The sequence below is a fragment of the Paraburkholderia silviterrae genome (genome assembly GCF_004353915.1).
GTDB classification, from domain to species: Bacteria; Pseudomonadota; Gammaproteobacteria; order Burkholderiales; family Burkholderiaceae; genus Paraburkholderia; species Paraburkholderia silviterrae.
Genome location: NZ_SMRP01000034.1, coordinates 26,904 through 53,054, shown reverse-complemented (window position 1 = coordinate 53,054; position 26,151 = coordinate 26,904). Strand labels below are relative to the sequence as shown.

The following is a 26,151-nucleotide window of genomic DNA, read 5'->3' as shown; positions in this document are numbered from 1 at the left end:
ACGCGCAGGCGGCGGCAAAAATCGCCGGACCGTAGAGTTACAATGACGCCCATGTCAGATCCCCGCTTCGTCCATCTCCGCGTCCACTCCGAATTCTCGATTGCCGATGGCATCGTGCGCCTCGACGACCTCGTCAAGGCGGCGGCCAAGGACGGCCAGGGCGCGCTCGCGCTCACCGACCTCGGCAACGCATTCGGCCTCGTTCGTTTCTACACGGAAGCCCGTGGCAAAGGGGTCAAACCCATTGCCGGCTGCGACGTCTGGATCATGAATCCAGATGACCGCGACAAGCCTTCGCGTCTGCTTCTGCTCGTGAAGGACAAACGTGGCTACCTGAATCTTTGCGAACTGCTCTCGAAGGCGTGGCTCACGAATCAGTATCGCGGCCGCGCGGAAGTCGACGTCGCATGGCTTGAATCCGGGCTTGCGGAAGGCTTGCTCGCGATCTCGGGCGCGCAGCAGGGCGACGTGGGCCTCGCGCTCGCGGCGGGCAACGTCGAAAGCGCGAAGCGTCACGCGCAGCGCTGGGCAACACTGTTTCCGAACGCTTATTACATCGAACTCCAGCGCTGCGGCCAGCCCGGCAGCGAGCAGTATGTCGAGCAGGCTGTCGCGATCGCGGCGGAGCTCGAGCTGCCGGTGGTGGCCACGCACCCCATGCAGTTCATGACCCACGAGGAATACACCGCGCACGAAGCGCGCGTGTGCATCTCGGAGGGCGACATCCTCGCGAATCCGCGCCGCCAGAAGCGCTTCACGACCGACCAGCGTTTTCGCACCCAGGAAGAAATGGCCGCGCTGTTCGCGGACATTCCCTCGGCCATTGCGAACACAATCGAAATCGCGCGGCGCTGCAATCTCACGCTCGAACTCGGCAAGCCGAAGCTGCCGCTCTTTCCGACGCCCGACGGCATGTCGCTCGACGACTACCTCGTGCAGCTCTCGAAAGAGGGCCTCGAAAAGCGCCTCGTGCAGCTTTATCCCGACGAAGCGGAACGCGAGAAAGAACACGCGCGCTACTACGAGCGTCTCGATTTCGAGTGCGGGACCATCATCAAGATGGGCTTCCCCGGCTACTTCCTGATCGTCGCGGACTTCATCAACTGGGCCAAGAACAACGGCGTGCCGGTGGGCCCGGGCCGGGGCTCGGGCGCGGGTTCGCTCGTCGCGTACGCGCTCGGCATTACCGATCTGGATCCGCTGCGCTACAACCTGCTGTTCGAGCGCTTCCTGAATCCGGAACGCGTCTCGATGCCCGACTTCGACATCGACTTCTGCCAGCACGGGCGCGACCGCGTCATTCAGTACGTGAAGGAGAAGTACGGCGCCGATGCGGTCTCGCAGATCGCCACCTTCGGCACGATGGCCGCGAAGGCGGCCGTGCGCGACATCGGCCGCGTGCTCGACCTCGGCTACAACTTCACCGACGGCGTGGCCAAGCTCATCCCGTTCAAGCCGGGCAAGCACGTCACGATTGCCGATGCGATGAAGGAAGAGCCGCTCCTGCAAGAGCGCTACGACAACGAAGACGAAGTGCACCAGCTGCTCGACCTCGCGCAGCTCGTGGAAGGTCTCACGCGCAACGTGGGCATGCACGCGGGCGGCGTGCTGATCGCGCCCGGCAAGCTCACCGACTTCTGCCCGCTCTACACGCAGGGCGACGAAAGCGGCGTCGTGAGCCAGTACGACAAGGACGACGTGGAAGCCGTCGGCCTCGTGAAGTTCGACTTTCTGGGCCTGACCACGCTCACGATTCTCGACTGGGCCGAGCGCTATATCCGCATGCTCGATCCGTCGAAAAAGGACTGGTCGCTCGCCCAGGTGCCGCTCGACGACGCGCCGTCGTTCCAGATCCTCAAGAAGGCCAACACGGTCGCCGTGTTCCAGCTGGAAAGCCGCGGCATGCAGGGCATGTTGAAGGACGCCCAGCCCGACCGCTTCGAGGACATCATCGCGCTCGTGGCCTTGTACCGTCCGGGCCCGATGGACCTGATCCCGAGCTTCTGCGCGCGTAAGCACGGCCGCGAAGTCGTGGAGTATCCCGATCCGCGCGTCGAGCCTGTTCTGAAAGAGACCTACGGCATCATGGTCTATCAGGAGCAGGTGATGCAGATGGCGCAGATCATCGGCGGCTACTCGCTCGGCGGCGCTGACTTGCTGCGCCGCGCGATGGGCAAGAAGAAGCCCGAGGAGATGGCCAAGCACCGCGAGATCTTCGCGGAAGGCGCGGCGAAGAACGGCCTCACGCGCGAGAAGGCCGACGAGACCTTCGACTTGATGGAGAAGTTCGCGGGCTACGGCTTCAACAAGTCGCACGCGGCGGCCTATGCGCTCCTCGCCTATCACACGGCGTGGCTCAAGGCGCACCATGTGGCGGAATTCATGGCGGCCAACATGTCGCTCGCCATGGACGACACCGACAAGGTCAAGATCCTCTTCGAAGACTGCATCACGAACGGCATCAAGGTGCTGCCGCCTGATGTCAACGCATCGGCGTATCGCTTCGAGCCGGTGTCCGACGCCAACGTGGCTGAAGGCAAGCGCTCGCGTACGATCCGCTATGGCCTCGGTGCGATCAAGGGCAGCGGCCAGAACGCCATCGAAGAAATCTTGCGCGCGCGCGAGGAGGGCGGTCTTTTCAAGGACCTGTTCGACTTCTGCGAGCGCATCGACCGCCGTCTCGTGAACCGCCGCACGATCGAGGCGATGATCCGCGCGGGCGCGTTCGACACGATCCACGCGAATCGCGCGCAATTGCTCGCCTCGGTGCCGATGGCGATGGAAGCCGCCGACCAGGCGAGCGCCAACGCCATGCAGGCGGGTCTGTTCGACATGGGCGACGCGCCGCTGGCCGCGCACGAACTGGTGGACGAGCCCGCCTGGGGCGACAAGCGCAGGCTGCAAGAAGAGAAGGGTGCGCTCGGCTTCTATTTGTCCGGTCACCTCTTCGACGCCTACAAGGACGAAGTGCGGCGCTTCGTGCGCCAGAAGATCGGCGAGCTCAAGGAAGGACGCGACAAGCTCGTCGCGGGTGTGATCGCCTCGCTGCGCACGCAGATGACCCAGCGCGGCAAGATGCTGATCGCGCTGCTCGACGACGGCACCGGCCAGTGCGAAGTGACGGTGTTCAACGAGCAATACGAGGCGCACAAGGCGCTCTTCAAGGAAGACGAGCTGCTGGTCGTGCAGGGCGGGGCGCGCAACGACGCGTTCACGGGCGGCATCCGCTTCACGGTGGACACCGTGATGGATCTGGAGCGCGCCCGCAGCCGCTACGCGCAGGCCGTGAAGGTGCAGGTGAACGGCAACGCCAACGCGAGTGCGCTGCGCACGGTGCTCGAGGCGCATCGCGCGAAGCCCGACGACTCGCTGCCCGCGCCCGTGGTGGAAACGCGCGGGCGTGGCGGCCGCGATGGCGGCGGCGGGGGTTATGGCGGCCGGGGCCGCGAGCGCGAGCAGGTGGTCATTCCGAACGGCCTCGCGGTGCAGATCGTCTATAGCAACGCACGCGCGCAAGGCGAGGTGCGTCTGGGCGATGCCTGGCGCGTGAAGCCCACCGACGACCTCATCGCCGCGCTGCGCGGCGAGTTCGTGGGCAGTTCCATCGAAATCGTCTATTGACGATGTCTACGCGGCGCGGGCGCAAATGGCCGCTCGCGTCGTGACTTCTCGTTCGGCTTTGCACCACGCCGAACGCCCACACTTCCCCCGGATTCAGCTTTTCTTCGCGACCTTGCCGTCGCGTGTGAGCAGCGCGAGCTTGGCGTAGCGGTAGTACGTCGTCTCGGCGTTGTTGATCGCCAGCATCAGCCCCTCGGCGCCGTCGAGAAAGCCCGCGCGAATCACCCAGGTGCGAAAGAACGCCCAGAAACCCTTGCCGAGCGCCTTGCCAAGCGACGAGCGCTTGCCGTTCTCGGCCATCGTCAGCGCGCCGGCCGTCGAATAGGCATTGGTTTTTTCGAGCGCCTCATGCAGGTCCGGCATTGAAATATGGATGATTGGGCCGTCGAAGCGTCCGATCGTGCCCTGAATTTCGAGGTGCGTGTGCGTGCGCACGTCGGTGAAGCGCGCGCTGCCGCGCCGGAACAGGCGCTCGATGCGGTCGGGCCACCAGCCCGAGTGCTTCATGAAGCGCCCGCAGAAGCTCGAGCGGCGCGGCGTGCTGAACGCGGCGTGCGGCGTGCCCTCGGCGAGCAGGCGCTCGAGTTCGGCGCGCAGCTCGGGGCTCAGGCGCTCGTCGGCGTCGAGACAGATGACCCAGTCGCCGCGCGCCTCGGCCAGCGCCCGGTTCTTCTGCGGGCCGTCGCCGGGCCAGTCGGTCTCGAACACGCGTGCGCCGAGCGCGCGGCAGAGATCGGGCGTGCCGTCGGTGCTGCCGGAGTCGAACACGATGGTTTCCATCGCGAGCCCGCGCACCGATTCGAGGCAGTCGCGAATGTCGTGCGCCTCGTTCATCGCCACCACGATGACCGAAAGCGTGGCGCGCGGCGTGCTGCTGGCCTCGCGGCCTGGGCGGGTCGGAGAAAGTCCGTCGGACATGGAAGGGACGCCTGTTCTGGAGGAATGTCGGAAACGGTGAGCCGCGCCGCGCCCGCCGGGGAACGGCCAGGCGCGGAGGTGCGTATTCTAGACGATGCTTCCCGTGCCGGGCGCGCCCGGGCCGTGCATTCAGGGCCAGTCACGCTCGTCGCATTCTGGCGGATCGCACGGGGCGCCGCGCCAAGCGTATACAATGCCTACCGCGCCGCCGGACCATCCGTCAGACGATCCGCTGCGAACCGCCAGGCGGCCCGGGCAGGTGGCCCAGGCGGTGAACCCTATACACCGGCATTGACCCCGCATTTCCAGCACCCGCCTTTCCAGAGGATTCCTTGAGCGAGACGTCCCGACAATCCACCCTCAGCAAGCCGATCGGCTCCGACACGAAGTCGAATGCCGCCTCGGTCGGACGGCGCCTCTGGCCGTATCTCAAGCCGCTCATGTGGGTGTCGATCGCAGCCATCCTTACGCTGGCGCTAGTGGCCGCGACCGAGGCCGGCATTCCCGCGCTCCTCAAGCCGTTGCTCGACCACGGCTTTGGCACCAAGGGCAGCCCGAGCGCCAGATGGATCGTCCCGACCGCCGTGATCGGGCTTGCGCTCGTGCGCGGCCTCGCGCAGTACGCGTCCGGCTATCTGCTCCAGTACGTGTCCAACCGGATCCTGCTCGAACTGCGCCTGAAGATGTTCGAGCGCATGATCCATGCGAGCGTCGGCTTCTTCCAGCGCGAGACGGCGAGCACGGTCATCAACGCGATCGTGTTCGAGGTCAACCAGATCCTGGGCGTGCTGTTGAGCGTGCTGGTCACCTCCGTGCGCGATTCGCTCACGGTCGTGTTCCTGCTCGGCTACCTGTTCATCCTCAACTGGCGGCTCACGCTGATCGTGGCGGTGCTGCTGCCGGCCATCGGCTGGCTCGTCAGCAAGATCAACCGGCGCCTGCGCCGCCTGAACCGCGAGCACCAGGCGCTCACGAACGAGCTGTCGTATATCGTCGAAGAGACCGTGGGCGGCTACAAGGTCGTCAAGGTTCACAACGGCGAGCAGTACGAAATGAACCGCTTCGGCGAGATGAGCAAGCGTCTGCGCGGCTATCAGATGCGCATGACGGTCTCGGGCGGACTCGCGCAGCCGCTCACGCAGTTCCTCGCCTCGATCGCGCTGGCGATTGTCATAACGATCGCGGTGGTGCAGGCCTCGCACGACCAGACGACCGTGGGCGGCTTCGTGGCCTTCGTCACCTCGATGCTGCTCGTGATTTCCCCGCTCAAGCACCTGATCGACGTGAACCAGCCGCTGCAGCGCGGCATGACGGCCGCCGAGCTCATCTTCGGCCTGATCGACGAGCCTGCCGAGCCCGCGGGCGGCGGCAAGCCGCTCGAGCGCGCCCGTGGCGAGATCGAGTTCCGCGGCGTGTCATTCGAATATGGCAACGGCAGGCCGATCCTCGAAAGCGTGACGTTCAGCGCGGCGCCCGGCGAGATGATCGCGCTGGCGGGCCCCTCGGGCAGCGGCAAGACCACGCTCGTGAACCTGCTGCCGCGCTTTTTCGATCCGAGCGGCGGCGAGATTCTCGTCGACGGCGTGGCGTTACCGGAGTACGACATCCACGCGCTGCGCAGCCAGATCGCGATGGTGAGCCAGGACGTGACGCTCTTTAACGACACGGTCGCGAACAACGTGGCCTACGGCGAGCAGGCCGACACGGCACGCGTCGAACAGGCGCTGCGCGCGGCCAACCTCTGGGACACGATCGCGGCGCTGCCCGACGGCATCGACACGCTGGTTGGCGACAACGGCATGAAGCTCTCGGGTGGGCAGCGGCAGCGTCTGGCGATCGCGCGCGCGATCTACAAGGACGCGCCGATCCTGATTCTCGACGAGGCGACTTCCGCGCTCGACTCGGAGTCGGAGCGCCACGTGCAGGCGGCGCTCGAAACGCTGATGAAAGGTCGCACGACGCTCGTGATCGCGCACCGGCTCTCGACCATCGAGCGCGCGGACCGCATTCTCGTGATGGAGGCGGGCCGCATTGTCGAGCGTGGCTCGCATCAGCAACTGCTCGAACAGCGCGGGCTCTACGCGCACCTGCACAAGATCCAGTTCCAGCAGAACGCGGCCTGAGCGGTGGTAGGGGCGCCCGATGTCCGGGTGCGCCCTGCGCTGGCGAGTCCAGTGGGCTGGTCCGCACAAGGGCCGCGGGCTGGGGCTCGCAGGCACGCCTCGCGCGCCAGAAATAGATCGGCGTTCCAAAGTAGACCCGCAAGAGGCGCGCCGCGCCCACGGCGCCCATTTCGGCAATGGCCGAGAAGAAGCCGCTGTGCGCGCGCTCATTGACGATCTGCTGGCTCGTCTCGCCTCGCCGTGCTGCGCGAGTTCGCGGAGTGCCTGTTCGAGACGTCTCTTGCCCACGCCGTAGACCGTTGTCATGTCGATGGAGCCGGGCAGTTGCGCCATTGCACGCCGCGCGGCCATCGCCAGCCTGCCATAGGGAAACTGGCTCTATGGCCCGTAAGCCGGTCGAATATACCGGGGGCGTTTTGGGTATGCGGGATGCTCCGACAGGGAGCGTGCGAGCCGCATTACAAGAACTTTCACACAAAGCTCAGGCGTGCCCTGGCGTGCGTCGATGCGGGCGAGTGGCGGCTTCGGCGCTGCGTGGAACTGGCGCTTTATAATCGGCCCACGCGAGATCTGCGCACAATAATTCACAACTCGGACGGGTCATGAAGGTTGGAATCTCCTGCAACGCCCTCAAGCACAGCGGTGGCCTGGAACGCTACGCGATGGACCTCGTCCAGGGGCTGGCCGCGCGCGGCGTGCGGCCCGTGTTCTTCGCGCGCAAGTTCGATCCATCCATACCCGAATACGCACTCGTGGAGCCGCACCGCATCAACGTCTCGTTGCTGCCGGGCAAGCTGCGCGACATGTGGTACTCGCGGCGGCTCACCACCTTGCGCCGCCGTGCGGGCGTGGACGTGCTGATCGGCTGCAACCGGGTCGACTCCTCGGAGATCGCCATCTGCGGCGGCACGCATCGCGGCTTTCTGCGCGCGACCGGGCGCACGCAGCGAGGCTCCGACAGCCGGCAGATCGCGCTCGAAAGCCAGCAATATGCGCGATCGCGCGTGATCGTCGCGCATTCCGACCTGATGGGTGCCGAGCTTCGTGAACTCTACGGCGTGGACGAAGCGAAGATCCGCGTGCTCTGTCCCCCCGTGGATGGTGAGCGCTTCTCACCCGTGGACGCCGGAACGCGCGCCGCGCTGCGCAGGCAATACGGATTCGCCGACCACGAGACGGTATTGCTCTTTGCGTCGAGCAGCCACGAGCGCAAGGGTTTGCCGCTCATCGAGCAGGTGATCGAGGCGCTGGATCTTCCGGTTGTGGTGGCCGTGGCGGGGCGCGCGCCCGAGCGCACCAGCGCGCGCGTGCGCTACATCGGCTATGTGAAGGACCTCGAAAATGCTTATCGCGCGGCCGACTACTCGATTCTCGCTTCGACCTACGAACCGTTCGGGCTCGTCGGCATCGAGTCGGTCATGTGCGGCACGCCGGTGATCTTTTCCTCGAATATCGGCTGCTGCGACGCCATCGCCGATAGCGCCAAATACCTGTTCAACCCCGGCGACGCCGCCGATCTGCGCCGCGCGATCGAAGCGGCGGTGGCGGCGCGCGGCAGGCGCGTCGAATCCGCCGCCGAACCGGGCAATCCTTCTGGCTCTCATCCCGTCGTTCTGTACGACGCGAGCGTGCAATCCCACGTGGACGCGCTCCTCGAACTCGTGACGGACATTTCCTCGACCCGCTAGTTTGCGCTTTGCGCCCGCTTCAAGCTCGCTCCGGCCAGCGCCAGAGCGGGCAATTTCGCCGTAAACCCCCGCCCTGTGCCGCTCGCGGCCATTCTTCCGCAATCTGGAAAGGTCCCCTAGGATTTCAAGGGTTAACCCTGGAGACTGACAGGCATACGATGCGTACATCGGTCGCATGCACATACACACAGTCGCACGCCGGCCGTCCTGAACAAACCGGAGGTCGTAACCATGAAGTCCCTGATTCAAGCCGTTGCCGTTGCCGCTGCACTCGTCGTCCCCGTCGCTTCGTTCGCGCAGTCGCACTCCACCATCACCCGCGCTCAAGTGCGCGAAGAACTCGTGCAACTGCAGAAGGTCGGTTACCGCGTCGGCGACGGCGATCAAGCGCACTACCCGGACGCAATCCAGGCCGCTGAAGCCAAGGTGGCCGCGCAAAACGGCAATAGCGCGTACGGCGGTGTCGCGAACGCGTCGGAATCGGGTGCGCGTGGTGCCACGGTGTCGGCGCAAGACTGGAACGCGATGTACGCGCATCCCTAAGCCGCTAGTCCGACTCAAATGAGCCATGGAGCGTCGCGCCGGGGGAGGGCGACGAGGCGCGCACAGCGGGCGGGCAGTCGAGCGGTGCAATGCCGCTGTGAAACGCAGCCTGCCCAGGAAGAAACCTCCACCATCGGGACTCCGATGGTTTAGCCCGGGCACGGAATGGGTGTCCGGGCGCTTTTTCCTGGGGGTTGCCATCCGTGGGCGGCCATCCGTGGGCGGTGAGCCTTGGGGCGGCCAACTGTGGGGCGGCCGTTCGCCGGCCGGAAATCGAACCGGCGGCTGTCCTCGGGACAGCCAGGCGTCGGGCGAGCGTCGCCCGAATGCTTAACCAGGCGATTGCCCCAACATCTCTCCAGGCCGATTTTCGCCGTGCAGTTGCGCAAGCAGCGCGCGCGCCTCTTCGATCGGGTCGCCCGTCATCGGATGGAACACGAATCGCGGCGAGGCCGACAGCTTCGGATAGTTCTTGCGCGTGCTGCGTGCATACGCGGGATCGTAGTGCTCGGTCACGAGCGTCTCGGACAGCTCCGCGTGGCGGCCCTCGTCCAGCAGACGGCACCAGGACTCGATGCGCTCGCGCCCATGCAGCGGTGTGAGCTTGAGCAATTGTTCCCGGAAGTAGGTCGGGTCGCCGAGCAGGTGGCCGTATTCTTCGAGCAGCAGCGTCACGCGCTCCTCGCGCGCCACTTCGACCACGACGCAGGGTGCGCCGTGGATGCCATCGACGAGTGAGACCGGCAGCGTGATCGCGCCGATGCGCCGGCTTTCCGCCTCCACGAAGACGGGCTGCGCGGGGTCGAACGCGTGGAGTTGCTGAACCAGTGCCGTGTCGAACGACTTCTGCGAGGGCTGCGCGCGTGTAGGCAGTGCGCCGAGCAGCGAGCCACGATGCGCCGCGAGTGCCTCGAGATCGAGCGTTTGCGCACCGGCCTGGCCGAGCGCGTGTAGAAGGCGCGTCTTGCCGCTGCCCGTGGGCCCGGCGAGCACGACATAGCGCAACTGCCCGGGCAGCGTGCCGAGCGTATCGAGCACGGCGTTCCGGTAGGTCTTGTAGCCGCCTTCGAGCTGCCGCGCGCGCCAGCCGATCATGTTGAACATGGCCGTCATCGAGCCCGAGCGCTTGCCGCCGCGCCAGCAGTAGATGAGCGGGCGCCAGTTGCGTGGACGGTCGGCGAAGGTCGTGTCCAGGTGCATGGCGATATTGCGCGCGGCGATCGCCGCGCCCACGCGGGTGGCCTCGAAGGGCGAGTCCTTGTACAGCGTGCCGACGATCACGCGCTCCTCGTTGCTGAGCACGGGCGCGTTGATCGCACCGGGCACGTGGTCCTCGGCGTATTCGAGCGGCGTTCGCACGTCGACGATCTCATCGAACTCGCCCAGTTGGGAAAGGGTGGCGCGCTGGTGATTCAACTGTGGTGCTCCGGTGGTGCATGCGACGGCTTCGCGCGGGTTGGGCGCGATGTCGTGGTTTGGCGATGTACGGTGGAAAGTCCCGGATCAATCGATCGCTTGGGAACAAGCATGGCCCGATTTCCAATTCCGGCTGCCCATTGTGCAACCGATTCCAGGTCGCCCCAGGCCAATAGCGAATGATATACGGTGGGACGGCCATCGGCAGTGTGAAGGCAATGAGCGGCGCTGCCTGCCGCAATGGTGTGGCAACGTGGGTCCACCCGACGCGCGAGCCGCATTGTGTCATGTCCAGCCGTCGCTCAAAGAGCACAATTCGGATTTGTGCGGTGCATATCTTCTCCCTCTTGTCGCGCACGGCCCTTCGTGCGTCGGCTTTTGCCTGTCCGCCGTCGGTGCCGGATATCTTGAAATTAGTGTTAGCACTACCTAAGATTCGCTCGTGATGTGCCGTTAAGCCGTACGCAGAAGCGCTCCGCCAACGGGCGGCATACGCAAGCTCCCAGACGGAGGCACGATGAAATCGAAGCATGAACGAAAGGCATGGCAATGGGTGCTCGGTGCTTCGATGCTGTTCACGGCTTGCGGCGTTGCGCAGGCTGGAACGGGGGGGACCATTTACCTTAGCGGTGCGATCGTTGAACCGACATTCCAGATAACCGCTGCCCCTGGCAGTTTTGCCGATGCTTCAAGCACGAGCGCCCCGGCATGGACGGTCGAACCGGATTGCGCGGTGTCCATCGCGTATGTCGCCGCGCCAAATGCGAGGGCCTACGCAGAAGTGTCGATCGTCGCGCTCGGCGGTAACGCGGGCGCGTCGCATGCGACACCGGCGCCTGTGTCGGTGAGCGTTGCTGACGGGGCGGTTTATCGACGCCAGGTCGATGGCAGCGGACGTTACGGTATTGGGAGTGCCGGTGGTGTGATCCGGCTTCAGGCCGGCGACCTGTCTCAGGCGACAGGACCGACATTGGTGGCGGTCGTGACGAGCTACCAGTGAACGCGATCAGCGCGCTTCGTTACCGATTCCTCACTTGCGGACATTTCAGAGGATTATGTTGAGCGGAATCGTTCGCAATTATCGCGCTTGGCAATCCGCACTTTCGCGGGTGCTTGCCGTCTGCAGGCACCCCACCAGTGGGCGTTCGTTGCCCAGCAAAGCATCACCGGCCGTATTCGCGGCGCATCAAGTCGCGGGACATTTATCTGCCGCAAGGTCTTGCTCCTGATCATCTGCTACGTATACCGGCCTTAACCGTTCAAGGGGCCGATGCCGATGATGCGAAACACGCTCGATATACCACTCGAAAGCGGATTGCCATGCACGTTAGTGCGGACGAAGCGGTACGACGACGCACTGTCCAGACGGTACAACGACCGGGCCGGTGGCGTGCTCCGTCGTAATGGAGCGGGGGAGATTCAGGATGTCCCATGCACTGGAAATTGATCTGTTGCCCGGACAGGCATGCCGGCTTTACTTCGAATGGGAATATTTTCACGAGTATGACGCGTTGCCGGGACGACGCGCATTATCGAACGAGGAAAAAAATCGGCAGCGAGAGCGGGACAAAGACCTGTTCCTGACCGAGTACTACGCAAACTACGATTGGGGGCCGTACCGCTGGAGCCAGCCTGAATTCGAGGCTCGAAATCTGCTGTGGTTGATCGAGCAAATTGACTTGCTCGGCGATAACCGCCCGGCGAAGAGCAACGCCGAGTTGGAGGCCGTGCTGAAAAACGCCGTGTCCGAAGGCTGGCTCATCCCCGAAATCGAGCCGGAGTATCAAAGCGGCCTCTATGCACCACTAGCCGAGCGGACATCAACGACGCCCGGTAATGATGGGATACTGGCATCGGTTGAGTCGTTCGAATCGTCTCGAAGCGCGCCTTTGCGCCGCGGTGAACCGGTTCTGAGTGGTCCCTACGATCCTTCTGCACAAGAAGCGAAACTGAATGCGGCACGCGGCATGTCGTCAAGCACTGGCGGCGCAGCGGACGATAGCGGTTTCGATCCGCTCGGTGATGCGCAGCCGTTCGAGTATCGACCGGCCAAATTGAGCGATGACGCGACGGAACTCGCCGCGCGCGGCCTCACCGGGACCGAAGAGGCCGAGTGTGATGCCATCTACGACGCCGAAATGATTGCCTGCTCTGCCGCCGCCGCGATGTACCGCGATCCGCGTACCTACGCGTTGTGCAAGCAGCGCGCGTTTCAGAATTATCAAGCTTGCCGAGGTTATTCATGAGCCAACGACAAACCGCCTTCGTCAGCTTCTATGACGAGCACAGTGGCCAGGTGAAGTTTTGCGTTGTTCCGCGTCAGTTCGTTCAGTCTGCGATCGATCGCGTAATGACGATCAGCGTGCCACCTGACGCGCCCGAGCATTCCGATATTCCATTCACTGACGAGGACGCTCGCAAGCTTGGCGGTATGGCGATTCTCGCTATTGCCGGCGCGAATCCTGAACTGCAAGCCCGCCTGCAGATCACCACCGAAGTGCCAATGGAATGGACGCCACCAGAGCCGCCGGCAAAGTGAGCACAAATCGAAGACGAATCCATCTGGCGGGAGAGCTTGGCTGCTTCGTACAGCGATACGTGCGGAAAGCACATGCTGGCCACGACCCGAATGATCGGCGATATGACAAGAAGATCGAAAGCGCTATGCGTCGAATGCGCCCTGAGGTGCTGTCAGATTTACTGACTGGCGACGGGGAAGACCAAGTGCTCGAAGCAGGCGGTGCAGCCGAGGTTGACGAATACCGGTAACGCGGGTCTTTACGCACACGCGATTCCGAAAACCAGCGCGGAATGAAGCGGGGATTTGGGCGGAGCCCCGACAGACAGGGCTTTCGCGGTGGTTGATGATCCGGGTCGATCCGCCCCGCCCCTCACATCAGCACAATATCGTACTGCTCCTGACTCAGATTCGACTCCACCTGCAGCGACACCGGCTTGCCGATGAAATCGATCAGCATCGCGAGATGCTGCGACTCTTCTTCGAGGAACAAGTCGATCACCTGCTGCGACGCCACCACGCGAAACTCGCGCGGATTGAACTGGCGCGACTCACGCAGGATCTCGCGCAGCACGTCATAGCACACAGTACGCGCGGTCTTCACCTGCCCCTTGCCGAGGCACGTCGGGCAGGGCTCGCACAGCACATGCGCGAGCGATTCACGCGTGCGCTTGCGCGTCATCTCCACGAGCCCCAGCTGCGAGAAGCCGTTCACGGTCACGCGCGTGCGGTCGCGCGAGAGCGCCTTCTTCAGCTCGCCGAGCACCTGGTCGCGGTGCTCGATGTTCTCCATGTCGATGAAGTCGATGATGATCACGCCGCCCAGATTGCGCAGCCGTAACTGGCGCGCAATGGTGTGCGCAGCTTCGAGATTGGTCTTGAAGATCGTGTCGTCGAAGTTGCGCGCGCCCACGTAGCCGCCCGTGTTCACGTCGATGGTCGTCATCGCCTCGGTCTGGTCGATCACGAGGTAGCCGCCCGACTTGAGATCGACGCGACGCGAGAGCGCGCGCTGGATCTCGGCCTCGATGTTGTAGAGGTCGAACAGCGGCCGCTCGCCCGTGTAGTGATGCAGCGTCGGCAGCACCGCAGGCGTGAATTCGGTGGCGAACTCCGTGAGCTTCTGGAACGTTTCGCGCGAATCGACCTGGATGCGCGAGGTCTCGTCGTTCACGAAGTCGCGCAGCACGCGCTGCGCGAGATTCAGGTCTTGATAGAGCAGGCTCGTGGCGGGCATGCGTTGCCCTTGCGCGAGGATCGTCGTCCACGTCTTGCGCAGGTAGGCGACATCGGCGGCCAGCTCTTCGCTCGTGGCGTCTTCGGCGATGGTGCGCACGATGTAGCCGCCTTTCTCGTCGGCGGGCAGCACGGCGGTCAGGCGCGCGCGCACGGCTTCGCGCTCCGCTTCGCTCTCGATCTTCTGCGAGATGCCGATATGCGGCTCCTGCGGCAGATAGACGAGCGTGCGGCCCGCGATGCTCACCTGCGTCGAAAGCCGCGCGCCCTTGGTGCCGATCGGATCTTTGACGACCTGGACCATCAGCGTCTGCCCTTCGAATACGGTCTTTTCGATGGGCTGATGATGCACGGGAGCATGCGCTTCGCCTGCGATGCGCGGATGCCAGATGTCGGCCACGTGGAGGAACGCGGCGCGCTCGAGGCCGATGTCGATGAATGCGGACTGCATGCCCGGCAACACGCGCACGACCTTGCCGAGATAGACGTTGCCGACTCGCCCGCGCGAGAGCGTGCGCTCGACGTGAAGCTCCTGGACTGCGCCTTGCTGGACCAACGCGACACGCGTCTCCTGAGGCGTGACATTGATCAGGATTTCTTCGTTCATGATTGCTTTTAGAAGTCGATGCCAGCGGCGCGCAGGAGGGCGGCCGTTTCAAAAAGTGGCAGACCCATGATACCCGAATAGGACCCGTCGATTCGCTCGATGAACTCGGCGGCGCGCCCCTGGATGCCGTATGCGCCGGCCTTGCCGAACGGCTCGCCGCTCGCGACGTAGCGTGCGAGCGCCGCGGGCATCGCGGGGGCGAAGCGCACGTGCGAGCGCGAGAGCGCAAGCGGCAGGCATACGCCTTCCGCATTGACCACGGCCACGGCGGTGAGCACTTCGTGCTCGCGGCCGGCGAGCCGTTCGAGCATCGCATAGGCATCGGCTGCGTCGTGCGGCTTGCCGAGGATATGGCCGTCGATGCTCACGGTGGTGTCCGCGGTGAGGATCGGCGCATAGCCGTGCGCGCCCGCAACGAGCCGGGCGCGCGCGGCATCGGCTTTCGCTGCGCACACGCGCTCGACGTAGACCGCGGCGGACTCGCCCGGCAGCACGGCCTCGAGCGATTCGGCGTCTTCGTCGGGACGCGGCAGCAGGAGCTCGAAGCGCACGCCGAGCTGCTGCAGCAGCTCCTGGCGGCGCGGGCTCTGCGAGGCGAGATAGACGAACGGATAGGGCGCAGTAGTGGTCATCGGGGCGTTTTTACGTCTTGTTGAGGCGGAAATCGGGGTCGCGCGGGTTCACACTTACGACGGACGCAATCCGGCGGGCGCCATTCGGGCCCGCTTCAAACGCGATGATAGGGGTGATTCTGCGTGATGGTCCACGCGCGGTAAAGCTGCTCGGCCAGCAGCACGCGCACCATCGCATGGGGCAGGGTGAGGGAGGACAGGCGCAGGAGCGTGTCCGCGCGCGCCTTGAGCTGCGGGTCGAGCCCGTCCGCGCCGCCGATCAGGAACGCCACGTCGCGCCCATCCTGCTGCCATCCGGGCAGCGCCTGGGCGAGCTGCATCGTGGTCCAATCGCGGCCGCGCTCGTCGAGCGCGACGATGCGCGCGTTCTTCGGCAACGCCGCTTCGATGCGCGTGCGCTCGGCGGCCATCACGCTTTCCGCCGAACGGCCCGAGGAGCGCTGCTCGGGCTTCACTTCGCGCAACTCGATGCGCAGCTCGGGCGGCATGCGCTTCGTGTACTCCTCGAAGCCTTCTGCCACCCAGTCCGGCATCTTGTGGCCAACGGCGACGATATGCAGTTTCATTGTGCTAAACGAATGCGTGTGGCGCGCTTGCGTGCACGTTGTGTGCTCGCGGTGTACCTGGCTCGTGCGCAAGGCGCGTCCACTTCGCGTTGATGGCGGACTTACTTCGCGCTGCGGCGCGATGCGGCTTTGCGCGCGGGCTTCTTGACGGCGGGCGCGTCGAGCTCGTCCTCGTCGTCTGCGTCGATCGGCTCGCTCGGGCGCGCGCCTGCGAAGCCCGTGTTGTTCGCGAGCTTCACGCGCACCGGCTTGTCGCCCCAGATTTCTTCGAGGTTGTAGTACTGGCGCAGCGCGGGCTGCAGGATGTGGACGACCGCGTCGCCGCAGTCGACCAGCACCCATTCGCCGATGTCCTCGCCTTCGGTGCTGACGATGTCGCCGCCGGCTTCCTTGACCTTCTCGCGCACGCTGTTGGCGAGCGCCTTGGTCTGGCGGTTCGAGGTGCCGCTCGCGACGACCACGCGGTCGAACAGCTCGGTCAGATGGCTCGTGTTGAAGACGCGGATGTCCTGTGCCTTGACGTCTTCGAGACCGTCGACGATGGCGCGTTGAAGTTTGCGGATGTCCATGTTTACCCGTGGTGCCTGTACAAATGATGTTGAAGGATATAGTCCCACACTGCCGCGGGAATCTTTTCGGCGGCGGTGCCGCCGCGTTGTTCTGTTGCTACTTGCGTTTGCACGCAGGTTTGGAGTTCGCGCCGGATCTCGGTGGCCGAGATGTCGAGCGCGAGCGTTTCGTCGATCAGCAAATGCCCGCAGCGCGTGGCTGCGAGCGTCGCGGCGCTGGTGCGCCGCGCGGCCACTTCGGCGGCCACGGCGGGCGGCAGCGCCGCGAAATCGAAGCCTGGGCGGCTCGCCACGCCCAGATGCGCGAGCGAGAACAACTCGCGCCACTCGTGCCACGAATCGAGATGCAGGAGCTGATCGGCGCCCATCAGGAGCGTGAGCGCCGCCTGGGCGTTGCTTTCGCTCTTCGCGCGCCAGCGGCGCAGCGTCTCGACCGTGTAGGTCGGGCCGTCGTGCTCGATCTCGTCGGTGTCGACGCTCACCGTCACGCCCGGCAGCACGAGCGAGGCGGCCGCCGCGCGCGTCATCGCGAGGCGGTGCTTTGCGGCGCTCACCTCGGGCTTCTGCCAGGGCTGGCCGGCGGGCAGCAGGATCAGCTCGGTGAGGCCGAGCACGCGCACGAACTGGCGCGCGAGCGCGAGATGGCCCTCGTGGATCGGATCGAACGTGCCGCCGAGCAGGCCGACGCGGCGTGCGGGCGCGCCGGCGGGTGCGCTGCTGGGCGCACTGAAGGGCTCGTTGCCTGGTGCGCCGGTTGGCGCACTCGCGGGGACGGTCAAATCTTGCGTCACGGCGTCAGATCCAGTCGCGCACCGGCAGGAAGTCCGTGTACAGGCGCGCTTCCGGCGTGCCTGGCTGCGGCTGCCAGTCGTAGCGCCAGCTGGCGGAGGGCGGCATCGACATGAGGATCGACTCGGTGCGCCCGCCGCTTTGCAGGCCGAAGTGCGTGCCGCGGTCCCAGACGAGGTTGAACTCGACGTAGCGGCCGCGCCGGTACGCCTGGAATTCGCGCTCGGCTTCGCCGTAAGGCGCTGCGCGGCGCTTTTCGATGATCGGCAGATACGCCTTCAGGAAGCCTTCGCCCACGCTCTTGAGCATCGCGAATGCCTGCTCGAAGCCGCCTTCGGCGTAGTCGTCGAAGAAAATGCCGCCCACGCCGCGCGCCTCGTTGCGGTGCTTGAGGAAGAAGTACTCGTCGCACCAGCGCTTGAAGCGCGGATACAAATCGCTGCCGAAGGGCGTGAGCGCGTCACGGCAGACGCGGTGGAAATGCTGCGCGTCTTCCTCGAAGCCGTAATAGGGCGTGAGGTCCATGCCGCCGCCGAACCAGAACACCGGTGCTTCGCCCGCTTTGGTGGCGAGCAGCATGCGCACGTTCATGTGCACGGTCGGGCAGTACGGGTTGCGCGGGTGCAGCACGAGCGAGACGCCCATCGCCTCGAAGCCGCGTCCGTTGAGCTCGGGGCGCGCGGCCGTGGCCGAGGGCGGCAGGGCGTCGCCCGAAACGTCGGAAAAGCCGATGCCCGCGCGCTCGAAAAACTGGCCGCCTTCGAGAATGCGCGTGCAGCCGCCGCCGCGCAGCTTCTCGCCGGGCTCGCGCTGCCACGTGTCGGTGGCGAAGGGCGTGCCGTCGAAGGCGCCGAGCGTGTCGGCGATCTGCGTCTGCAGGCCCGAGAGCCAGGCGCGCACGGCTGCGCTGTCGTGAGTGGCGCCATCGGTCGCCCCTGCGGGCGTCACGCGGGTTTGGCCGTTTTGAATCGGTTCGGTCATCGGTGGGCGGGCGAGGCGGCGGGGCCGGCACTGCGCCAGGATTGGGTTCGGATTCGGGGTACGGGGCGCGCGGCGCGCCCGGTAGCGGCAAGTTTACGCCGTTCGGCGCGGCTTCGCGGCTATGCCGCCCATGCGCTGCGCTGCATGGGGCCACCGCGAGGCCCGCTGCGTATGCCATGCGCACGCGGCGGGTAGCCCGTTCGTCAGAGTGCAGCCGCTGGTTTCGCTCCGGCGCGGCCTGGCGACATGCGCCTCGCCTTTGGGCTAGCTGGCCGATGGGCCGAGGGCCGTTGGTCTGCCAGGCCGATGCGCCACCATGCGGCGAGCAGCCATGCCACACCATACGTCGCGCCAGGCCGCGTGCCGGCAGCACGCGCGGGCTCGCAAGCCGCGCGTGCCTTTCCCGGATGGGCTTACTGCTTGCGCCCGGCGGCGCGATAGCCGATGTCGTGGCGATACTGCATGCCGTCGAACGAGATGCGGTTCACGGTCTCGTACGCCACGTTCTGGGCGCTGCGCACGGAATCGGCGAGGCCGACCACGCACAGCACACGGCCGCCCGAGGTCACGAGCTTGCCGTCCACGATCTGCGTGCCCGCGTGGAAGGTGACCGAAGCTTCGGTCTCGGCGGGGATGTCGCTGATGCGGTCGCCCTTGCGCGGCGTGTCCGGGTAGTTGTACGCGGCCATCACCACGCCCAGCGCCGTGCGGCGGTCCCAGTCCAGCTCGACCTGGTCGAGCGTGCCCGCAATGGCTTGCTCCACGACCTTCGAAAAGTCGCTCTTCAGGCGCGCCATGATCGGCTGCGTTTCCGGGTCGCCCATGCGGCAGTTGAACTCGAGCGTCTTCGGGTTGCCCTGCGCGTCGATCATCAGGCCCGCGTAGAGGAAGCCCGTGTAGCGGATGCCTTCCTTCTCCATGCCCGCCACGGTCGGCAGGATGATTTCGCGCATCACGCGTGCATGCAGCTGCGGCGTGACGACGGGCGCGGGCGAGTAGGCGCCCATGCCGCCCGTGTTCGGGCCCTGGTCGCCGTCCTGCAGGCGCTTGTGGTCCTGGCTCGAGGCGAGCGCGAGCACGTGCTTGCCGTCCACCATGACGATGAAGCTCGCTTCCTCGCCCGCGAGGAATTCCTCGATCACCACGCGCGCGCCGGCGTCGCCGAGCTTGTTGTCGGCGAGCATCATGTCGATGGCCTGATGCGCCTCTTCGAGCGACATCGCCACCACCACGCCCTTGCCCGCGGCGAGGCCGTCGGCCTTGATCACGATGGGCGCGCCGTTCTTCTCGACGTAGGCGTGCGCAGCTGCGGCGTCGGAGAAGGTCTCGTAGGCGGCCGTGGGGATGTTGTGGCGCTTCATGAACGCCTTCGCGAAGTCCTTCGAGCTTTCGAGCTGCGCGGCTTCCTTCGTCGGGCCGAACACCTTCAGGCCGCGCTGGCGGAACACGTTGACGATGCCGGCCGCGAGCGGGGCTTCCGGCCCGACCACGGTGAGGGCGATCTGCTCGCGCTCGGCGAAATCGGCGAGCTCATGGATGTCCGTGATGTCGACGTTGGCGAGCCGCTCGTCCTGCGCGGTGCCGCCATTGCCCGGTGCGACGTAGACGAGCTGGACGCGCGGCGCCTGCGCAAGCTTCCACGCCAGCGCATGTTCGCGGCCGCCAGAACCGACGACGAGTAACTTCATGTAAATCCCCGAAAGACCAGAACCAGAAACAGTTGCGGCCGGCGCGTCAATGCGCCGGCCGTGAAATCGTAAGGGCGGCGAACCGCGGGCGGCCATCCGTGGGGTGGCCATCCGCGGGGTGGCTAGCCAAGGGCGGCCGCAGCTGCACGGCCCGTCGCCTCTCTCGCCCGCGTTCGCTCGCGCCGATGCCGCTTATTCCTCGTCGATCGACGCGTTGGTGTACACCTCCTGGACGTCGTCCAGGTTTTCCAGCGCATCGAGCAGCTTCTGCATCTTCACCGCGTCGTCGCCCGTGAACTCGACTTCCGTTTGCGGCTTCATCGTGACTTCGGCCATTTCCGCCTTGAAGCCCGCGCCTTCGAGCGCGTCCTTGACCTTCTGGAAGTCGTTGGGCGGGCAGATCACCTCGATACTGCCGTCGTCGTTCGTGACGACGTCGTCGGCGCCCGCTTCGAGCGCGGCGTCCATCAGCTTGTCTTCGGCCGTGCCCGGCGCGAACAGGAACTGGCCGACGTGATCGAACATGAACGACACCGAGCCGTCCGTGCCCATGTTGCCGCCGAACTTCGAGAACGCGTGGCGCACTTCCGCGACGGTGCGGGTGCGGTTATCGGTCATGGTGTCGACGATGATGGCCGCGCCGCCGATGCCGTAGCCTTCGTAGCGGATTTCCTCGTAGTTCGCGCCATCCACGCCGCCCACGCCGCGCTGGATCGCGCGGTTGATGTTGTCCTTGGGCATGTTGGCGTCATAGGCCTTGTCCACGGCCAGACGCAGGCGCGGGTTCGAGTCGACCTCGCCGCCACCCATGCGCGCCGCCACCTGGATTTCCTTGATGAGCCGTGTCCAGACCTTGCCGCGCTTGGCGTCAGCCGCCGCCTTCTTGTGCTTGATGTTGGCCCATTTCGAATGACCCGCCATACCTTTCTCCGTCGCACGCTTTTCGCGTGCATGGTGCAGTTGTCGTTGCTGCAGTTTTCAATACGTTTGTCAGGGCGCGGCATGTCGCGCTCGTATGTGCGCGGCAGTGGCTTCATGCCGGTGTGCCCATGAGTAGCTATCCGCCCGCGTCTGCCCGACCGGATCTACCCGACTGGGTTTGTCCTCTCGATGCCGGTCGCCGGTGCCTGGCGCCACGGGCGCTCGCGGCCGGGCTTGCATGGTGGCGCACGGCGCTGCAGTTTCGCCTGGCGCACGCGCCGGATGCACGGCGCGCGCCTGCGCAGGCTGGCAAGTGCCGGCGGGGCCGGCCAGAACCGCTCCCAGGCCGCTCGGTGCCGCGTCAGGCGCCATGCGGCACGCTTCGCGACTTCCCCGGGGCCCCTTCGGGACCATCAGGCGGATCTGAATTTTATCACGGCGGGCTCGCCCGGCCTCACCCGTCGGTGTGATTGAGCGGGGATTTCGCGGGTGCCGCGCGCTCGTGCGCGGGCAAAGATCGGAGCAAAGCGAAGGGCGAGGAAAGGCGTGAGGGACGGCTGGGAGAGCCGCCCCCCGGCGGCATCAGTTCTTGGTGCCGAACAGGCGGTCGCCGGCGTCGCCGAGACCCGGGACGATGTAGGCGTGCTCGTTCAGGTGCGAGTCGAGCGAGGCCACGTAAAGGCGCACGTCCGGATGCGCCTGCTGGAACACCTCGACGCCCTCGGGCGCGGCCACCAGCGCGAGGAAGCGGATGCGCTCGCCGGGCACGCCGCGGCGCTTGAGCACGTCGATGGCGTGCGCCGCCGAGTAGCCGGTCGCGACCATCGGGTCGCACAGGATGAAGGTGCGGTCCTCGAGGTCGGGCAGGCGCACGAGGTATTCGACGGGGCGGTGGTCGTCGGCGCGATAGACGCCGATATGGCCCACGCGCGCCGACGGGATCAGCTCGAGCAGGCCGTCGGACATGCCCACGCCAGCGCGCAGCACGGGCACGATCGCGAGCTTCTTGCCGGCGATCACGGGCGCGTCGATCTCGACGAGCGGCGTTTGCACGCGGCGCGTCGTGACGGGCAGCTCGCGCGTGATTTCGTAGCCCATCAAGAGCGTGATCTCGCGCAGCAGCTCGCGGAACGTGCGCGTGGACGTGTCCCTGTCGCGCATGTGGCTGAGCTTGTGCTGGATCAGCGGGTGATCGAGGATGAAAAGATTCGGAAAGCGGCTGTCCTGTTTCATGGCGGGGCGCACGAGGCTGCAAGGGGAAATCGGGGTGTCGGTCGTGCCGCCGCCGGGCGCCTTGAACCGTCCTGGCCATCGGACGGGCGCGCGCAGCGTGCGGCGAGCAGGGCCCGCCACACGCGGCAGGCAGCCGGACGGTTGGGTCCGGCGTGGCTCGCGGGAGCGCTGGGCCGCGCTACAGGCGCAAGTATACGAGAACCGGGCGGGAATTGAGCAGGACTCGGACCGAACGGGGCGCGCGCTGCGGCGGTGCACGCTTTTCTGCCTCGGTTCGCGACCCGCAACCCGCGGCGTCCCACGCGCGCGGCCCGATTCTTCTAGAATCGCAAAAATCGGACGGGCAAGCAGGCACAACCAGGCATAACCGCGCGAAGCCGGACAGGGCTCGCCGCCGGTGCTCCGCTGTCACCGATTCGTCACGCCAACCACGAGGATCGAAAAACGATGGACATGGGCATCGCAGGACGCAGCGCGCTGGTGTGCGCGGCTAGCAAGGGATTGGGGCGCGGCTGCGCCGAGGCGCTCGCGGCCGAGGGCGTAAACGTGACGATCGTCGCGCGCACGGCGCAAACGCTCGAGGAGACCGCCGCGCAAATTCGCGCCAAAACCGGCGTAGAGGTCAAGGCCGTGGCCTGCGACATCACCACGGAGGCTGGCCGCGCCGCCGCGCTCGCCGCCTGCCCGTCGCCGGACATTCTCGTGAACAACGCGGGCGGGCCGCCGCCGGGCGACTTCCGCACCTACACGCACGAAGCCTGGCTCGCCGCGCTCGAAGCGAACATGCTCACGCCGATCGCGTTGATCCAGGCCACCATCGACGCCATGAGCCAGCGCGGCTTCGGGCGCATCGTCAACATCACGAGCTCGTCGGTAAAGGCGCCCATCGACGTGCTCGGCCTGTCGAACGGCGCGCGCTCGGGCCTCACGGGCTTCATCGCGGGCATCGCGCGCCAGGTCGCGAACACGGGCGTGACGATCAACAATCTGCTGCCGGGCGCCTTCGACACCGACCGCATCCAGGCCACCATCGTCGCGCAGTCGAAGGCGAGCAACCTCTCGCTCGACGAAGTGCGTGCGCGCCGCATGAAGTCGATTCCGGCGGGGCGCTTCGGCACGCCCGAGGAATTCGGCAGCGCCTGCGCGTTCCTGTGCAGCACCCATGCGGGCTATATCACGGGACAAAACTGGCTGATCGACGGCGGCGCCTATCCGGGTACGTTCTGATCCGGTATGTTCCGATGCGCTTCGTGCGCATCGGCGCACATGAGCGACACACACACCCTCACCGAAAGAAGGAAGAAGGCCATGCCCACCCGCGTCGCGCTCATTGCGCACGACCACAAGAAGGACGACATCGTCAGGCTGAGCGGCGAGTACGTTGACACGCTGCGCCGCTGCGAGCTGCTCGCGACTGGCACGACCGGCAGCCGCATTGCCGCGGCCCACGGCCTGAACGTCGAGCGCATGCTCTCGGGCCCGCACGGTGGCGACCTGCAGATTGGCGCACAGCTTGCCGAAGGCAATGTCGACGTGGTGATCTTCCTGCGCGACCCCATGACCCCGCAGCCGCACGAACCCGACATCAACGCGCTCGTGCGCGCCTGCGACGTGCACGACGTGCCGTGCGCGACCAATATCTCGACGGCACGCATGATCCTCGACGTGCTCACGCTGCGCATGAAAGACGAGATCTGAGCGCGTTACTGCTCCACTCACAGGACTCACGAGACGAAGGAGGCAAGATGACCAAGGCAATCCGTTACGACAAGACCGGCGGCCCCGAAGTGATGAAGTGGGTGGACGTCACGGTGGGCGAGCCGGGCGAGGGCGAGATCCGCGTGAAGCAGAGCGCATGCGGGCTCAATTACATCGACGTGTACTTTCGCACCGGGCTCTATCCGCAGCCGCTGCCCGCGGGCCTCGGCATGGAGGCCGCGGGCGAAGTCGTGGCCGTGGGCAAGGGCGTGACGCTCGTGAAGCCGGGCGATCGCGTGGCCTACGTCGCGCGTCCGCCGGGCGCGTACGCGCAGGAGCGCGTGCTGCGCGCGGACCAGGTGATCCGCCTGCCCGAGGCGATCAGCGACGAGCAGGCCGCCTCCGTCATGCTCCAGGGTCTGACCGCGCAATATCTGTTGCGCCGCACGTATCGCGTGAAGGCCGGCGACACGATCCTGATCCAGGCCGCCGCGGGCGGTGTCGGGCTGATCGTGTGCCAATGGGCCAAGGCCCTCGGCGCGACCGTGATCGGCACTGTGGGCTCGGACGAGAAGGCCGAAGTCGCGAAGGCGCACGGCTGCGACTACCCGATCGTCTACACGCGCGAGGACTTCACCGCGCGCGTGCGCGAGATCACGAACGGTGCGGGCGTGCCCGTGGTCTACGACTCGATCGGCAAGGACACGTACACGAAGTCGCTCGACTGCCTCGCGCCGCTTGGCATGTTCGTGAGCTTCGGCAATGCGTCGGGGCCGCTGCCGCCCATCGACTCGTCGGAGTTCGCGGGGCGCGGCTCGCTCTTTTTCACGCGCCCGACGCTTTTCACCTACATGGCCAGGCGCGCCGATTATGAAGAGATGGCCGCCGAGCTGTTCGAGGTGATCGCCTCGGGCAAGGTCAAGACCTCGATCAACCAGCGCTATGCGCTGCAGGACGTGGGCCAGGCCCACGCCGATCTCGAAGCGCGCCGCACGACGGGCTCGACCATTTTGCTGCCCTGAACGGCAGCCGATGGCAGATGGGGCGGAGCCGCCTGCTTCGCTCCGCTCGATAAAGCCGGCACGGCGGCAGCGCGTCGGCGGTCGTGAGCGTCGCCGCATTCGCAATGTCCTGATCTACGCTCCCGCCGCTCCCGCCGCTCCCGCCGCTCCCGCCGCTCCCGCCGCTCCCGCCGCTTTCGCGGCAGGCGGCTTTCCGCGCTCTTGTGCTGATTTGGGTCAGTAAATGGCAAGGCCGGAATTGGATCATTCTGTGTTCCTAATTATCCTGTCGGGCCCGTCTGGCCTGAGCCGGATTCAACAATGGGCAATGAGATCCGCAATGTTTCGTTCAACTCGCTTTCGCAGTGCCGCAGGCGCGCTCGCGCTCTGCGCCGCGCTGTTCGTTTCGTCGCCGGGGCCTGCCGCCGCGGCGGCGGCCGTGGATCAATACGCGGCGACGAAGTATCCGATCGTGCTGGTGCATGGCCTGACCGGCACCGACAAGATATTCGGCCTGTTCGACTACTGGTATGGGATTGCGTCGGATCTGCAAAGCCATGGCGCGCGGGTGTACACGGCGAATCTTTCGAGCTTTCAGGCCGACGACGGCCCCGCAGGCCGCGGCGAGCAGCTCCTCGCCTATGTCAAGCAGGTGCTCGCTGTCACCGGTGCGCAGAAGGTCAACCTCGTCGGCCACAGCCAGGGTGGCCTCACGTCCCGCTATGTCGCCGCGGTCGCGCCGCAGCTCGTCGCCTCGGTGACGACGATCGGCACGCCGCATCGCGGCAGCGAGTTCGCCGACCTCGCCGTCGACGTGCTGAACGTCGACCCGACCGGCAAGACATCGGCGGCCGTCGGCGCCTTCCTCAACATGTACGGCGTGCTCTCGAACAGCGCGCACATCACGAACCAGGACGCGTTGCTCGCGCTGCGCACGCTCAGGACCGACTCGACCGCGCAGTTCAACAAGCGCTACCCGAGCGCCGGTCTGGGTGCGCCGGGTTCGTGCCGGACGGGCGCGTCTAGCGAGACGATCGCCGGCAACAAGCATTTGTTGTACTCGTGGGCGGGCTCGGCGATCCAGCCCGTTGCGCGCATCGCGGGCCAGTACATTGCGAAGGACGCGAGCACGATGCCGCTCGTCGATCCGGCGAACGCCCGCGACATGACGACGCCAGCGTTCCTGCTCACCGGCACCGCGATGCTCAATCGCAACTCGGGCGTGAACGACGGTCTGGTGTCGACGTGCAGCGCGATGTACGGCCAGGTGATCAGCGTGAACTACAAGTGGAATCACATCGATTCGATCAACCAGCTGTTCGGCGTGCGCGGCGCCTACGCGGAGGATCCGGTCGCGGTCATCCGCACGCACGCCAACCGCCTGAAGCTGCAGGGCGTTTGAG

The 26,151-nt window shown here is 66.0% G+C and carries 22 protein-coding genes; 11 read left to right on the top strand and 11 right to left on the bottom strand.

Annotated elements, in window-relative coordinates; translation table 11 throughout:
• Positions 1-42: 42 nt before the first annotated feature.
• Complete coding sequence (gene dnaE / locus EYW47_RS35445; protein WP_133199463.1) at positions 43-3,621, top strand: DNA polymerase III subunit alpha; 3,579 nt, start codon at positions 43-45, stop codon at positions 3,619-3,621.
• A 93-nt stretch (positions 3,622-3,714) separates the two neighbouring features.
• On the opposite strand, the gene EYW47_RS35440 is transcribed toward dnaE, so the two are convergent.
• Complete coding sequence (locus EYW47_RS35440; protein ID WP_133199462.1) at positions 3,715-4,539, bottom strand: glycosyltransferase family 2 protein; 825 nt, start codon at positions 4,537-4,539, stop codon at positions 3,715-3,717.
• A 332-nt stretch (positions 4,540-4,871) separates the two neighbouring features.
• On the opposite strand from EYW47_RS35440, the gene msbA reads away from it, so the two are divergent.
• From msbA to EYW47_RS35425, 3 genes are all read left to right on the top strand, one after another.
• Complete coding sequence (gene msbA, locus EYW47_RS35435; RefSeq protein ID WP_276322978.1) at positions 4,872-6,662, top strand: lipid A export permease/ATP-binding protein MsbA; 1,791 nt, start codon at positions 4,872-4,874, stop codon at positions 6,660-6,662.
• A 602-nt stretch (positions 6,663-7,264) separates the two neighbouring features.
• Positions 7,265-8,350: a glycosyltransferase family 4 protein gene (locus EYW47_RS35430; protein WP_133199461.1), complete on the top strand. Its 1,086-nt coding sequence runs from the start codon at positions 7,265-7,267 to the stop codon at positions 8,348-8,350.
• A gap of 231 nt (positions 8,351-8,581) precedes the next feature.
• Positions 8,582-8,893: a DUF4148 domain-containing protein gene (locus tag EYW47_RS35425; protein WP_133199460.1), complete on the top strand. Its 312-nt coding sequence runs from the start codon at positions 8,582-8,584 to the stop codon at positions 8,891-8,893.
• Between the two features lie 330 nt (positions 8,894-9,223).
• Here the strand turns inward: EYW47_RS35425 and mnmH are convergent, their stop codons facing one another.
• The gene (mnmH, locus tag EYW47_RS35420) at positions 9,224-10,309 is read right to left on the bottom strand and encodes a tRNA 2-selenouridine(34) synthase MnmH (RefSeq protein WP_133199459.1); all 1,086 of its coding nucleotides are present in this window, start codon (positions 10,307-10,309) and stop codon (positions 9,224-9,226) included.
• A gap of 517 nt (positions 10,310-10,826) precedes the next feature.
• On the opposite strand from mnmH, the gene EYW47_RS35415 reads away from it, so the two are divergent.
• The 3 genes from EYW47_RS35415 to EYW47_RS35405 all read left to right on the top strand — a co-directional run bounded on the left by EYW47_RS35415 (position 10,827) and on the right by EYW47_RS35405 (position 12,848).
• Positions 10,827-11,309 (top strand): hypothetical protein, encoded by a 483-nt coding sequence (locus EYW47_RS35415; protein ID WP_133199458.1) that lies wholly within the window; start codon positions 10,827-10,829, stop codon positions 11,307-11,309.
• Between the two features lie 424 nt (positions 11,310-11,733).
• Positions 11,734-12,555, top strand: coding sequence for a hypothetical protein (locus tag EYW47_RS35410; protein WP_133199457.1), 822 nt, complete (start codon positions 11,734-11,736; stop codon positions 12,553-12,555).
• Positions 12,552-12,848: a hypothetical protein gene (locus EYW47_RS35405; protein WP_133199456.1), complete on the top strand. Its 297-nt coding sequence runs from the start codon at positions 12,552-12,554 to the stop codon at positions 12,846-12,848. The genes EYW47_RS35410 and EYW47_RS35405 overlap by 4 nt, the downstream gene beginning before the upstream one ends.
• A gap of 352 nt (positions 12,849-13,200) precedes the next feature.
• On the opposite strand, the gene rng is transcribed toward EYW47_RS35405, so the two are convergent.
• The 9 genes from rng to upp form a co-directional block, all read right to left on the bottom strand.
• The gene (gene rng, locus EYW47_RS35395; RefSeq protein WP_133199455.1) at positions 13,201-14,670 is read right to left on the bottom strand and encodes a ribonuclease G; all 1,470 of its coding nucleotides are present in this window, start codon (positions 14,668-14,670) and stop codon (positions 13,201-13,203) included.
• Positions 14,671-14,678: 8 nt separating this feature from the next.
• Positions 14,679-15,302, bottom strand: a complete 624-nt coding sequence (locus EYW47_RS35390) for a Maf family protein (RefSeq protein ID WP_133199454.1) — start codon at positions 15,300-15,302, stop codon at positions 14,679-14,681.
• A gap of 95 nt (positions 15,303-15,397) precedes the next feature.
• Entirely contained in the window at positions 15,398-15,868 is a 471-nt protein-coding gene (rlmH, locus tag EYW47_RS35385) for a 23S rRNA (pseudouridine(1915)-N(3))-methyltransferase RlmH (RefSeq protein WP_133199453.1), read from the bottom strand.
• A 101-nt stretch (positions 15,869-15,969) separates the two neighbouring features.
• Positions 15,970-16,437: a ribosome silencing factor gene (rsfS, locus tag EYW47_RS35380; RefSeq protein ID WP_133199452.1), complete on the bottom strand. Its 468-nt coding sequence runs from the start codon at positions 16,435-16,437 to the stop codon at positions 15,970-15,972.
• 2 nt (positions 16,438-16,439) lie between these two features.
• The gene (locus EYW47_RS35375; protein ID WP_165976769.1) at positions 16,440-17,216 is read right to left on the bottom strand and encodes a nicotinate-nucleotide adenylyltransferase; all 777 of its coding nucleotides are present in this window, start codon (positions 17,214-17,216) and stop codon (positions 16,440-16,442) included.
• A 16-nt stretch (positions 17,217-17,232) separates the two neighbouring features.
• Entirely contained in the window at positions 17,233-18,207 is a 975-nt protein-coding gene (hemF, locus tag EYW47_RS35370) for an oxygen-dependent coproporphyrinogen oxidase (protein WP_133199450.1), read from the bottom strand.
• Positions 18,208-18,620: 413 nt separating this feature from the next.
• Positions 18,621-19,895, bottom strand: a complete 1,275-nt coding sequence (gene purD / locus EYW47_RS35365; RefSeq protein WP_133199449.1) for a phosphoribosylamine--glycine ligase — start codon at positions 19,893-19,895, stop codon at positions 18,621-18,623.
• Positions 19,896-20,087: 192 nt separating this feature from the next.
• Positions 20,088-20,816, bottom strand: coding sequence for a YebC/PmpR family DNA-binding transcriptional regulator (locus EYW47_RS35360; RefSeq protein ID WP_028218567.1), 729 nt, complete (start codon positions 20,814-20,816; stop codon positions 20,088-20,090).
• Positions 20,817-21,398: 582 nt separating this feature from the next.
• A complete protein-coding gene (gene upp / locus EYW47_RS35355; protein WP_028218566.1) occupies positions 21,399-22,049 on the bottom strand; it encodes a uracil phosphoribosyltransferase in 651 nt (216 codons plus the stop codon).
• A gap of 447 nt (positions 22,050-22,496) precedes the next feature.
• On the opposite strand from upp, the gene EYW47_RS35350 reads away from it, so the two are divergent.
• The 4 genes from EYW47_RS35350 to EYW47_RS35330 all read left to right on the top strand — a co-directional run bounded on the left by EYW47_RS35350 (position 22,497) and on the right by EYW47_RS35330 (position 26,150).
• Positions 22,497-23,276, top strand: coding sequence for an SDR family oxidoreductase (locus EYW47_RS35350; protein WP_133199448.1), 780 nt, complete (start codon positions 22,497-22,499; stop codon positions 23,274-23,276).
• An 81-nt stretch (positions 23,277-23,357) separates the two neighbouring features.
• Positions 23,358-23,747, top strand: a complete 390-nt coding sequence (locus tag EYW47_RS35345) for a methylglyoxal synthase (protein WP_133199447.1) — start codon at positions 23,358-23,360, stop codon at positions 23,745-23,747.
• A 47-nt stretch (positions 23,748-23,794) separates the two neighbouring features.
• Positions 23,795-24,769 carry a quinone oxidoreductase family protein gene (locus EYW47_RS35340; RefSeq protein WP_133199446.1) on the top strand — a complete coding sequence of 325 codons (975 nt, stop codon included), beginning with the start codon at positions 23,795-23,797 and terminating at the stop codon, positions 24,767-24,769.
• A gap of 319 nt (positions 24,770-25,088) precedes the next feature.
• Positions 25,089-26,150, top strand: a complete 1,062-nt coding sequence (locus EYW47_RS35330; RefSeq protein WP_133199444.1) for a triacylglycerol lipase — start codon at positions 25,089-25,091, stop codon at positions 26,148-26,150.
• The last annotated feature ends 1 nt before the right edge of the window (position 26,151 follow it).